Annotated in this window: 10 protein-coding genes; 7 read left to right on the plus strand and 3 right to left on the minus strand. The window is 61.4% G+C overall.

Features of this window, described 5'->3' with window-relative positions; translation table 11 throughout:
* Positions 1–123 precede the first annotated feature (123 nt).
* From ABQX22_RS11145 to ABQX22_RS11170, 6 genes are all read left to right on the plus strand, one after another.
* Complete coding sequence (locus ABQX22_RS11145; RefSeq protein ID WP_349799400.1) at positions 124–741, plus strand: YqiA/YcfP family alpha/beta fold hydrolase; 618 nt, start codon at positions 124–126, stop codon at positions 739–741.
* 66 nt (positions 742–807) lie between these two features.
* Positions 808–2,712, plus strand: coding sequence for a DNA topoisomerase IV subunit B (parE, locus tag ABQX22_RS11150; protein ID WP_349799402.1), 1,905 nt, complete (start codon positions 808–810; stop codon positions 2,710–2,712).
* On the plus strand, positions 2,712–3,689 hold the full coding sequence (locus ABQX22_RS11155) for an esterase-like activity of phytase family protein (protein ID WP_349799404.1): 978 nt from the start codon (positions 2,712–2,714) through the stop codon (positions 3,687–3,689). The genes parE and ABQX22_RS11155 overlap by 1 nt, the downstream gene beginning before the upstream one ends.
* Positions 3,686–4,207 (plus strand): retropepsin-like aspartic protease family protein, encoded by a 522-nt coding sequence (locus ABQX22_RS11160; protein ID WP_349799406.1) that lies wholly within the window; start codon positions 3,686–3,688, stop codon positions 4,205–4,207. The genes ABQX22_RS11155 and ABQX22_RS11160 overlap by 4 nt, the downstream gene beginning before the upstream one ends.
* A gap of 10 nt (positions 4,208–4,217) precedes the next feature.
* Entirely contained in the window at positions 4,218–6,482 is a 2,265-nt protein-coding gene (gene parC / locus ABQX22_RS11165) for a DNA topoisomerase IV subunit A (RefSeq protein ID WP_349799408.1), read from the plus strand.
* A gap of 181 nt (positions 6,483–6,663) precedes the next feature.
* Complete coding sequence (locus tag ABQX22_RS11170; protein WP_349799410.1) at positions 6,664–7,371, plus strand: PqiC family protein; 708 nt, start codon at positions 6,664–6,666, stop codon at positions 7,369–7,371.
* Positions 7,372–7,563: 192 nt separating this feature from the next.
* On the opposite strand, the gene ABQX22_RS11175 is transcribed toward ABQX22_RS11170, so the two are convergent.
* A complete protein-coding gene (locus tag ABQX22_RS11175) occupies positions 7,564–9,072 on the minus strand; it encodes an AhpA/YtjB family protein (RefSeq protein ID WP_349799412.1) in 1,509 nt (502 codons plus the stop codon).
* Between the two features lie 130 nt (positions 9,073–9,202).
* On the opposite strand from ABQX22_RS11175, the gene serB reads away from it, so the two are divergent.
* Positions 9,203–10,417, plus strand: a complete 1,215-nt coding sequence (serB, locus tag ABQX22_RS11180) for a phosphoserine phosphatase SerB (RefSeq protein ID WP_349799414.1) — start codon at positions 9,203–9,205, stop codon at positions 10,415–10,417.
* 16 nt (positions 10,418–10,433) lie between these two features.
* Here the strand turns inward: serB and ABQX22_RS11185 are convergent, their stop codons facing one another.
* Complete coding sequence (locus ABQX22_RS11185) at positions 10,434–12,221, minus strand: hypothetical protein (RefSeq protein ID WP_349799416.1); 1,788 nt, start codon at positions 12,219–12,221, stop codon at positions 10,434–10,436.
* A 112-nt stretch (positions 12,222–12,333) separates the two neighbouring features.
* A complete protein-coding gene (gene asd / locus ABQX22_RS11190) occupies positions 12,334–13,197 on the minus strand; it encodes an archaetidylserine decarboxylase (RefSeq protein WP_349799418.1) in 864 nt (287 codons plus the stop codon).
* Between the last annotated feature and the right edge of the window lie 39 nt (positions 13,198–13,236).

The following is a 13,236-nucleotide window of genomic DNA, read 5'->3' on the forward strand; positions in this document are numbered from 1 at the left end:
TCGCTCCAACGGGTTAAAGATGCGCCACAGCACGCTTGTCCCTGTAAACTGCGTGGCTTTGCCCGCGCGAAGTCCTGTTCATAACGCGCGGATGCCGCGAACGACGGTGCCTGGAGCGATAGTGTGAATCAAGATCTCCCGACTCTTCTTTATATACATGGGCTCAACAGTTCGGCCCTGTCTAAAAAAGCCTCGCAGCTGACTGAGCTGATGCAGCGCCTGGGGCTGGGCGATCAGCTGCGTGTTCCGGAGTTGCACCACCATCCTCGGCAGGCCATCGCCCAGCTGGAAAGTGCGATTGCCGAGCTCGGTCGGCCGCTGCTGGTCGGCAGCTCGCTCGGCGGCTACTATGCGACTCATTTGGCAGAGCGCCACGGCCTGAAAGCTGTGCTGATCAATCCGGTGGTCAACCCGCATCAGCTGTTCGACGGCTTTATGGGCACCCAGGAAAACCTCTACACCGGCGAGCGCTGGGAGCTGACGCACGATCATGTGGCGGCGCTGGCCGAGCTCGAAGTGCCGGCCCCGCAGGACCCGTTGCGCATCCAGGTGTGGTTGCAGACCGGCGACGAGACACTGGATTATCGGCGCGCCCAAGCCTTCTACCGGGCATGCGCCTTGCGTATCGAAGCGGGTGGCGATCACGGCTTTCAGGGATTCGCCGCCAAGCTGCCGAACCTGTTGAGTCAGGCAGGCTTTGCACCTCAATTGCTGCAAACGATCGATCACGCTGCGCTGTGACCGGTCGCGCTAACCGATTGCACAGAGTCAATCCGATATTTAATGAACGACTGATGACGAGACCCCATGGCCAATCCCAGCGCTAGCTCTTATAACGCAGACGCCATCGAAGTCCTCTCGGGCCTCGACCCGGTCCGCAAACGGCCGGGCATGTACACCGACACCTCACGGCCGAACCACCTTGCCCAGGAAGTCATCGACAACAGCGTCGATGAAGCCCTGGCCGGCCACGCCAAATCCGTGCAGGTCATTCTGCACGCCGACAACTCCCTGGAAGTGGCCGACGACGGCCGCGGCATGCCGGTGGACATTCACCCGGAAGAGGGCGTATCCGGCGTCGAGCTGATCCTCACCAAGCTTCACGCGGGCGGCAAATTCTCCAACAAGAACTACCAGTTCTCCGGCGGCCTGCATGGCGTGGGGATCTCTGTGGTCAACGCGCTTTCGACCGAGGTACGGGTGCGGGTCAAGCGCGACGGCAACGAATACGAAATGACGTTCGCCGACGGCTACAAGTCCACCGAGCTGGCCGTGATCGGCGCGGTGGGCAAGCGCAACACCGGCACCAGCGTGTACTTCGCCCCGGACCCCAAGTATTTCGACACCCCCAAGTTTTCGGTCAGCCGCCTCAAGCACGTGCTCAAGGCCAAGGCCGTGCTGTGCCCGGGGTTGCTGGTCAGTTTCGAAGACAAGGCCAGCGGCGAGAAAGTCGAGTGGCACTACGAAGACGGCCTGCGCTCGTATTTGCAGGACTCGGTCAGTGATTTCCTGCGTCTGCCGGACGAGCCTTTCTGCGGCGTGTTTGCCGGCAACAAGGAGGCCGTCGATTGGGCGCTGTTGTGGTTGCCCGAAGGCGGCGACAGCGTTCAGGAAAGCTACGTCAACCTGATCCCGACCGCGCAGGGCGGCACGCATGTCAACGGTCTGCGCCAAGGACTGCTGGACGCCATGCGTGACTTCTGCGAGTACCGCAACCTGCTGCCGCGTGGCGTCAAGCTGGCGCCGGAAGACGTGTGGGAGCGCATTGCCTTCGTCCTGTCGATGAAGATGCAGGAGCCACAATTCTCGGGGCAGACCAAAGAACGGCTGTCCTCTCGGGAGGCGGCGGCTTTTGTCTCCGGCGTGGTCAAGGATGCCTTCAGTCTGTGGCTCAACGCCCACTCCGAGCTGGGCATGCAACTGGCGGAACTGGCGATCAACAACGCCGGCCGTCGTCTCAAGGCCAGCAAAAAGGTGGAGCGCAAGCGCATCACCCAAGGCCCGGCTCTGCCTGGCAAACTGGCCGATTGCGCCGGTCAGGACCCGATGCGCTCCGAGCTGTTCCTGGTCGAAGGTGACTCCGCGGGCGGGTCGGCCAAGCAGGCGCGGGACAAGGAATTCCAGGCCATCCTGCCGTTGCGCGGGAAGATTCTGAATACATGGGAAGTGGACGGCGGCGAAGTTCTCGCCAGCCAGGAAGTGCACAACATTGCGGTCGCCATCGGTGTCGATCCGGGCTCGGCCGACATTGCCCAATTGCGTTACGGCAAGATCTGCATCCTCGCCGACGCCGACTCGGACGGGCTGCACATCGCGACGTTGCTGTGTGCGCTGTTCGTCCAGCACTTCCGTCCGCTGGTGGATGCCGGTCACGTGTACGTCGCGATGCCTCCGCTGTATCGGATCGACCTGGGCAAGGACATCTACTACGCCCTGGACGAAGCCGAGCGCGACGGCATTCTCGACCGGTTGGTGGCCGAGAAAAAACGCGGCAAGCCACAGGTCACCCGATTCAAAGGTTTGGGCGAGATGAATCCGCCGCAACTGCGCGAAACCACGATGGACCCCAACACCCGGCGACTGGTGCAGCTCACGCTGGATGACTTTGCCGCGACGTCGGAAATGATGGACATGCTGTTGGCGAAAAAACGCGCGGGTGATCGCAAAAGCTGGCTCGAATCAAAAGGTAACCTGGCCGAGGTGCTGACTTGATGCGGGGCTGGCTTGCAGCGTTGCTGCTCCTCGCTGCACCGGTATTCGCGGCCCCGTTACCTGAACTGAAGCTGTTGTCCGAGCATCCGGTGGATGACATGGTCGGCGGCAACCTGTCGGGCCTTGCCTCCTGCAACGGCGTGCTGTGGACCGTGTCGGACCGCGACGACGCCATTTTGTACAGCCTCGACACCTCCGCGACGGTGTGGAAGGCCAGGCAGACCGTGCTGCAAATACCGCCCGTTCCGGACAGCGGACTGTCGGCCACCATGGTCACGCTGGCCAAGGCATCGGCGCTCATTCGTGGCGGCAATCTGGATTTCGAAGGCGTGACCTGTGACGCTGCGGGCAATCGTTATATGGTCAGTGAGGCTTACGCTTCGGTGCTCAAAGTCCCCACCGAAGGTGCGCCGGTCTGGCTCGACCTGCCCCTGAAAGTCGTGCAGGAAGCGCAGGCAGCCGGAATGCTGACGCATTTCAACGCGGTCTTCGAAGGCATAGCAATCAATCCGGCTGGCGACCAGCTATGGCTGGCGGCCGAACGCGACAAGCGCGGCTTGTTGTTGGTCCATCAGGATCAAGGCGCCTGGGACTGCAACGCCAGCTGCATTCTGCGGGTCGAGTCGGGCGAAGACGTGCTTCCACCGCAGGTCGGGGGCCAGTCGCTGCCCAAGGACTTTGCCGACATCTCGCTGTACAAGGGCAAGATGTACACGCTGGAGCGCTCGGCGTATCGCATCTGTCGGCGCACGCTGGCGAGCGGGCAGGTTGAAGCCTGCTGGTCGTTTGCCAAGGAAGCGCTGTTGCCCAACCGTTTGTACGATCAGAAGTTTGGTTTGACCGAAGCGCTGGTGGTAGACGAAAAGGGCGCATGGATTGGCGTCGACAACAATTTTGGCGTTCGCGCCGATGGCGAAAAACGCCCGATCGTCTGGCGCTTCGCCGCCCCGGCAGGCGGTTGGGGCGGTAAACCTTGACCCAGGCCCCCGCCGGCAAACGCGCCGGCCGCTTGATGCTGATCGTGGCCTGGGCCGCGGCGCTGTTTCTGGCGACGCGGTTTTTTGGCGACTGGGAGCGACGCCAGGAAAACCCCAACACCGCCGTCACCTCGCAGCACGGTGACGGCTATATCGAAGTGCAACTGGTGAGCAATCGTCAGGGCCATTTCGTGACAACCGGGCAAATCAACGCCCAGCCTGTGCAGTTTCTGTTGGACACTGGCGCCACCGACGTGGCGATACCCGAGGCGGTGGCAGATAAGCTTAGGCTTGCACGCGGGGCTCGCGTCACAGTCAGCACCGCCAACGGGCGCAGCGAAGGTTTTCGGACCACGCTGAACCGCCTGCAGATCGGCGATATTGTCCTGACCAACGTGCGCGCCCTGGTGGTCCCCGGTCTGGACGGTGATCAGGCCCTGCTGGGCATGAGCGCCATGAAACAACTCGAATTCACCCAGCGCGGTGGCACCATGCTGCTGCGTCAGACGACAAAATAATGAGGCCCGCATGAGCGACTCCCTTGACCTCAGCCTGGACGGTGTAGAACGCCGATCACTGGCTGACTTCACCGAACAGGCCTACCTCAACTACTCCATGTACGTGATCATGGACCGGGCGTTGCCGCACATCGGTGACGGCCTGAAGCCCGTGCAGCGGCGGATTGTCTACGCCATGAGCGAGCTGGGCCTGGACGCTGACTCCAAGCACAAGAAATCGGCCCGGACCGTCGGTGACGTGCTGGGTAAGTTCCACCCCCACGGCGACTCGGCCTGTTACGAGGCGATGGTGTTGATGGCCCAGCCGTTCAGCTATCGCTACACGCTGGTGGATGGTCAGGGTAACTGGGGTGCGCCGGATGATCCCAAATCCTTCGCGGCCATGCGTTACACCGAAGCGCGCCTGTCACGTTATTCCGAAGTGCTGCTCAGTGAGCTGGGGCAGGGCACGGCTGATTGGGTGCCCAACTTTGATGGCACGTTGAACGAGCCTTCGGTCCTGCCGGCGCGGTTGCCCAATATCCTGCTCAACGGCACCACCGGCATTGCCGTGGGCATGGCCACCGACGTACCGCCGCACAACCTGCGCGAAGTCGCGGCTGCCTGCGTGCGCTTGCTCGACGAGCCCAAGGCCACGCTTGAAGACCTGTGCGAACACATTCAAGGGCCGGATTATCCGACCGAAGCGGAAATCATCACCCCGCGCGCCGACCTGCTGAAGATGTACCAGACCGGCAAGGGCTCGGTGCGGATGCGGGCGGTGTACCACGTCGAAGATGGCGACATCATTGTCACGTCATTGCCGCATCAGGTGTCCGGCGCGAAGGTGCTGGAGCAGATTGCTGCGCTGATGCAGGCCAAGCCTTCCAAGGCGCCCCAGGTGGCCGACCTGCGCGATGAGTCCGACCACGAGAACCCGTGCCGCATCGTGATCATTCCGGTGAGCAGCCGGGTCGATCATGAAGCGCTGATGCAGCATCTGTTCGCCAGTACCGATCTGGAATCCAGCTACCGGGTGAACATCAACATCATCGGTCTGGACGGCAAGCCGCAACTCAAGAACCTGCGAGCGTTGCTGGTGGAGTGGCTGGAGTTCCGTGTGCGCACCGTGCGCCGCCGCTTGCAGTTCCGACTCGACAAGGTCGACCGTCGCCTGCACCTGTTGGACGGTTTGCTGATTGCGTACCTCAATCTGGATGAAGTGATCCACATCATCCGTACCGAGGAGCATCCGCGGGCCAAGTTGATCGAGCGTTTCGAACTCAGCGAGATTCAGGCCGACTACATCCTTGATACCCGCCTGCGTCAGCTGGCACGCCTTGAAGAAATGAAGCTGCGCAACGAGCAGGATGAACTGAACAAGGAGCGCGCCAAGCTCATGGCCCTGCTGGGCAGCGAAGCCAAGCTCAAGAAGCTGGTGCGCACCGAGCTGATCAAGGACGCCGAAACCTATGGCGATGATCGTCGCTCGCCCATCGTGGAGCGCGCCGAAGCCAAGGCCATGACTGAGCATGACCTGCTGCCAAACGAGAAAGTGACCGTCGTGCTGTCGGAAAAAGGCTGGGTGCGTTCAGCTAAAGGTCACGACATCGACGGCACCGGGCTTTCCTACAAAGCCGGCGATGGTTTTCAGACGGCTGCGATGGGCCGCTCGAACCAGTACGCGGTGTTCATCGATTCAACCGGCCGCAGCTATTCCCTGGCGGCCCATACGTTGCCGTCGGCTCGGGGGCAGGGCGAACCGTTGAGCGGCAAGCTTCAGCCACCGCCGGGCGCCACGTTCGAATGCGTGCTGCTGCCTGATGACGATGCGCTGTACGTCATTGCCTCCGACGCCGGTTACGGGTTTGTGGTGAAGGGTGAAGACCTGCAAGCCAAAAACAAGGCCGGCAAGGCGTTGTTGAGTCTGCCGGCGGGCGCCAAGGTCATCACGCCCCGTCCTGTGGCCGATCGCGAACAGAACTGGCTGGCGGCCGTCACCACCGAAGGGCGTCTGCTGGTGTTCAAGATCAGCGATCTTCCGCAGCTGGGCAAAGGCAAGGGCAACAAGATCATCGGCATTCCCGGCGAGCGCGTGGCGAGTCGTGAGGAATATGTGACGGGTTTGGCAGTTATTCCCGAGGGCGCCACCTTGGTCCTTCAGGCCGGCAAGCGTACGCTTTCGCTCAAGCCAGACGATCTGGAACATTACAAGGGTGAGCGTGGTCGGCGGGGCAACAAGTTGCCACGAGGCTTCCAGCGTGTGGACGGGCTGTTGGTAGAAAGCGCTACATAACCTGGGGATTTAGGCGGTCGGTCTTCGTTTTGCCACGAAGATCGACGCATAATCGCTGGAGTGATAAGTCATATTCACGGATGATATGACGTCTTGAGGTGCAGGCGTAGCTGAGTGCCTTCATGTTTTCTTGAGTCTTTAACATCGTAGTGCGCCTTGTGGCTGCTACTTGGACGGAATGATGAATTTTCTACGCGTTCCTTTTGTACTGCTTTTGACCGGCGTTCTGGGTCTGGCCGGATGCAGCGTGCATCAACCCACATCGCTTTATCAGCTCGATAGCGGTCAGCCTGGGCAACCTAGACAAAGCGGGGGCGTGGCAGTGTTGCTGGGCCCGGTCTCCGTCGCCGATTACCTGCATCGCGAAACATTACTGCAGCGCCAGCCTGATGGCAGCCTGACTGCGTCGACTGATGGGCGCTGGGCGGGAAGCCTTTCTTCCGACATCGATCAACTGTTAGTGCGTCAGCTGGCGTGGAAGCTGGACAGTCAACGCGTGGTGCTGGCGCCGGCAGCGGCCAATTTTGCGCCGGACGTGCAGGTGGTGTTGTCGATCACTCGCCTGGACTCAGGCAAGGACCAACCTGCGGTGCTCGACGCTCAATGGCGTTTGCTGGATCGCCGGGGCACCGTCCGTGACACCAAACTGATTCACCTTGAAGAGGCGCATGCCGGCTCTTCTGCAGATCAGGTGAAGGCGCAGGGCTTGTTGTTGCAGCGTCTGGCCGATCAACTGAGCGCGGCAGTCAAGCCGGTGGCCAGTCAGCCGCTGGTGGCCGAAGAGCCCAAGAAATCAGGCCCTCGCGTCAAGACCCGGACCGACCAGGACAAACCAAGGATTCCAATGGCCTCGCCTATCCGCACAGACCTGGAAGTGTTCCGATTCTGAGTTAAGCGCCCAACAAAAAGCCCGCAGCGATGCGGGCTTTTTTGTGGGTGTCAGATGCGCCGGGATGCGCGGTTAAATTGTAGGGGCGCGCTTGCCCACGATGAATTCTGCAACACACGCCTCTGTCGACTGACACAACGTCATCGCGGGCAAGTGCGCTCCTACAACGGCGGCACTTGCCTCAGATGAACATTAGACCTTGCGCGCTTCGTGCATCCGCGCCAGTTGCCGTTCGAGCATCGAAGGGTAGGGTTCCAGCAGGCGCTCCACGCAACTGGCGCCGTCCGGGCTGGCGATGGGGCGAATGCGGGCGCGCTGGCGGATGGTCGGGTCTTCGCTGATCTTGCGTTCAACCAACAGCAGGTTGCGGCTGTGCTGTGACAGCGCCAATGCATCCTGAGCCGTTTCGGTCAGCAGCAGGTCGATCTGCGTCATCCCGTGCAGCCCTTCACCCAGGGTCAGGCCCAGCTGCAATTGCAGCGTGATGCCACTGTCGGCCACCTCGATCTGCAAGGCGTGGCTCAACGCCCGCAGCAGTTCGCCGCAGCAGATAGCGTTGGTCAGGTAGTCGTCACCGCTGTCCTGCGTGCTGAACAGCATGAGCGAGCTGCCGTCGTTCAGCGTGTGCAACTCGCTGTCGTACAGCGAGGAGGCCTGGTCGATACAGTCGCGATAGCGTTCCAGCAATTCGGTCAGGCGGGCACGTGGCAACCGACGAAGTTGCTCCTGCGAGCCCAGCTGCACCGCCAGCACCGCGCTGTATTGCGGTTGGGACGGCGCAACAGGCAGTGTCGGGCGCGCGATCGGTTTGGGCAGTGATTCGTCATGCAGATCGGAGAACGGGTCGTCCTCTTCATCTTCGTCGGCAACCACCTGGCGGGTCGTCACGGCAGTGCGAGCTTTCGGTGGTGCGTCGAACTCAGGGTCGCGCAGGTCGCTGCCATCGAAGGAAGGCTCGGCGTCATCGAGGTCTTCCTCGGGTTCCGGCTCGGGCACCGGTTCCGGTTCCGGCGGCGCGTACGACGCCTTGAGCTGACGCGCCAGATCGCCGATTTCATCCTGACGATCAGTCGCCGGGGTGTAGGGGTCGATGTAACGCAACCACATGCGCAGTTGCAGCAGCGGCGTGGAGATGTGCCGCCCCAGGCGAAGGCTTAATGCAAGCGACAGGGCCAGCAGGATACCGCCGAGAATCGCCATGCTTTGCAGGCTGATGGTCATCGGTTGCTGGAACTGGGCCATGTCCAGGCTGATGCGCAGATGCCCCGCCACCACGTCCTGAAAGGTGATCTTGATCTCGTACAGCCCCTCGGCTTCGCCTAGCAGAGCGCTTTTGGGGCGTTGCCCGGCTTCAGCGAGAATCCGGTTATCCACGCTATAGATCGCCGCATGGGCCACCAGCGGGTTTTTCACCAGATTGCCGAGCAGCACGTTGAGGCTGAGGTTGTCGTTGGCGACCAGCAGCTCGGTCGCCGACGTGGCGGTCTGCGTGGTCAGGGCCTGCCCCAGTGCGTTGGCCTGTTCGTGCATGGCCTGCTTGAACTGCAGGCCCATGACGCAGGCGTAGATCACCAGTGCCAGCGCGACGAGGATCACGTTATGGCTGGCGATACGCAAAGCTATCGGTACACGACGATGCCGCAATGCCCGGAAGATCAGCAGGAAGAAGTTATCGGTTTTAACGGGCGTGGGCCGGTTCACAGAGCGCGGCTCTCTTGAAGAAGTTGCCGCGCAGTATAGCGACCGACCCAAGTGCGGCAAAGCGCTCGCTGTGCCCGGCGGTCACTGAAAGTGAGTAGAATGCGGTTTTTTTCCACTGCGGGGGTGCGCCTTGCGCGAAATCGTCCTGATAAACATCACCGGTCTCGACCGTCCGGGTCTGACTGCGGCCATCACCGGTGTCCTTGCCCAGGGTGGCGTCAACATTCTGGACATAGGTCAGGCGGTGATCCACGACACGCTGTCGTTCGGCATCCTGGTTGAAATCCCGGACACCGAACAGGGCGCCTCGGTGCTCAAGGACATCCTGTTCACGGCCTATCAACTTGACCAGCAGGTGCGTTTTACCACGGTCGCCGAAGACGACTATCAGCATTGGGTCGACGGTCAGGGCAAGGCTCGTCACATCGTCACGTTGCTGACACGCAAGGTCACGGCCGAGCAGTTGCAACATGTCAGTTCCATCACCGCCAAATACGGTTTGAATATTGACCGGATTGATCGTCTGTCAGGGCGCATGCCGCTGGACACGCCGTCTGATCAGGGCAAGGGATGCATCGAGTTTTCCGTGCGTGGCGAACCGGCCGATCCGAAGGCGATGCAGGCCGAGTTTCTGAGCGTCGCCCAGGCGCTCAACGTTGACATCGCGTTTCAGCAGGACTCGCTGTTTCGTCGCAACCGTAGGCTGGCGGTGTTCGACATGGACTCGACGCTGATCGAAGCTGAAGTCATCGATGAGTTGGCTAAAGCCCATGGCGTGGGGGAGTTGGTATCTGAAATCACCGAGCGCGCCATGCGTGGCGAACTGGATTTCCGCGCCAGTTTCAAGGAGCGGATGGCCCTGCTCAAAGGGCTGGACGTCAGCGTGCTGGATCAAATCGGCGCCTCATTACGACTGACAGAGGGCGCCGAAACACTGTTCGCCGAACTCAAGCGACTGGGCTATAAGACCGCGATTCTGTCCGGCGGCTTTACCTACTTCGCCAAACAGATTCAGGCCCGGCTGGGCATCGATTATGTGTTCGCCAACGAGCTGGAGGTCGTCGATGGCCAGTGCACCGGCAGAGCGATCGAGCCCATCGTGGATGCTCAGCGCAAGGCCGATCTGCTGCGCGAACTGGCGTTCAAGGAAGGGTTGAGCCTGGAACAGACGATTGCGGTGGGCGACGGGGCCAATGACCTGCCAATGCTGGCGATTGCCGGTCTGGGTGTGGCGTTCCGGGCCAAGCCGTTGGTCAAACAGTCCGCGAAGCAGGCCATTTCCACCCTGGGCCTGGATGGGGTGTTGTACCTGCTGGGCTTTCGTGATCGAGAAGGGCGCGGCTGACAGCGGGCGACGCTCGCTACAACACGCCCCACAACGAATCGAATTCCTGTTCCGGGCCCGAATCATCACCGGACGCGTCGATTTTCTTCGGCGCCTCCTGCATCTGATATTCAAACTGGTTGTAACTGCCGGTCGTCGAGCGACGCTTGTTCAGGCCTGCACGACGCTCTTGCCCGCTGGTGTTGATCAACACTTTGCTGCCTTCCTCGAACGGCAGCCGCGGTGCCATCACCGTGGGTGGTACGTCAATGGCGCGCACTTCGGGCAGCAGCAGCGCACGCAAGTACTGGCTGTTCTGCTCGGTGCGCAGCAGCTGCAATCCGCAGGCCTGGGCGAAGGGGGCAATCAGCTCAATCCCCATCTGCATCCCGCCACCGCGAACCTGCCGCACCCAGCGCACAGCGGCGATGCTCCAGCCCTGACCGTGATCCTGAATGCCCACCATCTCTCCAGCCTGCAGCTGATCCGGGACTTCCTTGGGCCAGGCCAGGCAGTAACCGCCGGGGCTATGGTTCACGATATTCAGGCTGTAAGTCGGGAAGCTCTGTTGGTTGTCGAAGGCCGAACCGGCGCTGTCGTCCGTTTTCTGGTACTGGATTTCCTCGAACGGCAGCATCGTGTCGGCAGTGCCGGCGTGCTCCACATCGCGTGTCTGTCCCCACGTGTCGGAATGCCCGGCGCGCAGCGGTTGCAGCGTGAAATTGGCGGCTTTGCTGACCATCGGCACCTGCAGCACATCGTTGAACGAACGTTGCCCACTCAGGAAGTAATGCAGCGCACTCATGCCCACGCACAGCGTCAGCGTGCCCTGGCCCGGCGTGCGTTGGAAGGCGCGCTCGGACACATCACCCCACGCCGCTGCCAGATGCTGCAACAGGTCCACGGAAAAACCGGGTGGCACCGCCAGATACGACTGTGATCGCTGGTCGGCTGGCATTTCCAGATAGCGTTGAATGGCCGCCGACAGTGCCTGCGGGCTGAAACCCAGAAGGTTCGGCAACTGCTCGGGTGTGTAGAGGGATCGGTAGCGGGGGCCGGCGTCGGCGGTGGGGGACAGCGCGAACAGGCTGGACTCGTCGGCTGGCGCTTGCAGTTTGACCAGCGAACTCCACGCGTCGAGCACCTCGGCCAGACGGCCGATGTTGTGCTGGCGCATCTGGTTGCAACGGGAACTGCCCATCAGCAACGCCATGATGTAGGTCTGTTCTACTGTCAATGTGCGGGTATGGGTGGCGAGATTGTCGGCCACCGCAATGGTGTGCAACCGGCAGTGCCTGGCAATCTGGTAAATCTGGTGCAGTTCGAGCCACAACCCGTCCTGAACCGGACAATAAAGCTGGTTGGCGCGGATCAATGGACCATTGAGGGCGTGCAGCGCCCGTTGCATCGCCGTGGCCAGCAACGTTGTGCGGTCTTTGGTCAGCTTAGGCGCCAGGCGGGCAATGATTTGCTTGTAGCCGATCGCCAGATGATTCTGCAGCGCCTGGCACAGGTTCGCGACCTTGCGCGGCCTCTCTTCCAGTACCACCGACTGATTGAGAAAGTGCCGCTCCAGGTGCGTGCAGACGTAATACACCTCGGGGCGCAGCAGCTCCAGCAGTTGCAGGCGGTTGTCGCTGGGCGTCAGCAGTTGGTTCAGCTCGCCGAGCCCCTGGTAGAGCTGGCGTGCCATTTCACCCAGGTTGGCTTTGGGCAGCGTGGAAATCCAGCGCTTCAGGTCCTTGGGTGTCGCGTCACAGAATGACAGGCTCGACTGCGTCGGCACCGGGGCACGCAACAACAGCGGGAGACTTAAATTACTCATGTGACGGACGAACTCCAGTAACTATTGGCCTGACGACGATGTGACGGCGCCCCAGGGAGGCATCCGTCAACAAAATGTTATCAATTCAAATCAAACCATAGTTACGCAAGAATCAGGCCTGAATGGGTAGCGCCAGTGCCTGGCCCATCCGCGTCGGGGATCCTGCGGCCAACTGTTCGGCCCATTTCACCTGGCCCGGCCCAAACAAAACGATGGCGGTAGAGCCCAGTTTGAAGCGACCCAGCTCCGCGCCTTTTCCCAGGTGCACCGGCGCCCGGGCGGCTTCGTCGTAGCGGGTGGTCTTGAGTTCGCGCTTGGGCGGCGTGATCAGCCCGGCCCACACCGTTTCGATGGACGCCACAATCATCGCGCCCACCAGCACCACGGCCATCGGACCGCGCTCTGTGTCGAACAGGCAGACCACACGCTCGTTGCGTGCAAACAGCTCGGGCACGTGTTCAGCGGTGGTCTGGTTGACCGAGAAGATGCGGCCAGGCACGTAGACCATTTCACGCAACGTGCCGGCCAGCGGCATGTGCACGCGATGGTAGTCCTTGGGCGACAGATAAATCGTAGCGAACTCGCCACCCATGAACGGGGCTGACAACCGGGCATCGCCGCCCAGCAATTCCAGCGCACTGAAGCTGTGGCCCTTGGCCTGGAAAATCCGGCCATGCTCAATCGCGCCCAGTTGGCTGACCGCGCCGTCGGCGGGGCACAGGATGGCGCCGGGTGTTTCATCCAGCGGGCGTGCGCCGGGTTTCAATGCGCGGGTAAAGAATGCGTTGAAGTGCTCGTAGCCGGTGATGTCTTCCACCAACGCTTGCGACATGTCGACCTGATAACGGCGCACGAACCATTGGGTGAAGGCGTTCTTGAACCAGCGCACGCGGCATTCTGCAACGCAGCCGGCCAGTCGCGAGAGCACGTGGTGAGGGAGCACGTATTGAAAGAAGATAAACAGACGCTGTTTCATCAAGATTCCTAAGCCATGTTCTCGGATTGAAGGGCGCGC

Origin of the sequence: Xanthomonas sp. WHRI 1810A (assembly GCF_040202885.1) — a bacterium.
Classification (GTDB): domain Bacteria; phylum Pseudomonadota; class Gammaproteobacteria; order Pseudomonadales; family Pseudomonadaceae; genus Aquipseudomonas.

Excerpts from the sequence above, each read along its gene's own strand:
- parE (WP_349799402.1), top strand. The coding sequence starts at position 808 with ATGGCCAATCCCAGCGCTAGCTCTTATAACGCAGACGCCATCGAAGTC.
- parC (WP_349799408.1), top strand. The coding sequence starts at position 4,218 with ATGAGCGACTCCCTTGACCTCAGCCTGGACGGTGTAGAACGCCGATCA.
- asd (WP_349799418.1), bottom strand. The coding sequence starts at position 13,197 with ATGAAACAGCGTCTGTTTATCTTCTTTCAATACGTGCTCCCTCACCAC.
- ABQX22_RS11170 (WP_349799410.1), top strand. The coding sequence starts at position 6,664 with ATGAATTTTCTACGCGTTCCTTTTGTACTGCTTTTGACCGGCGTTCTG.
- ABQX22_RS11185 (WP_349799416.1), bottom strand. The coding sequence starts at position 12,221 with ATGAGTAATTTAAGTCTCCCGCTGTTGTTGCGTGCCCCGGTGCCGACG.
- ABQX22_RS11155 (WP_349799404.1), top strand. The coding sequence starts at position 2,712 with ATGCGGGGCTGGCTTGCAGCGTTGCTGCTCCTCGCTGCACCGGTATTC.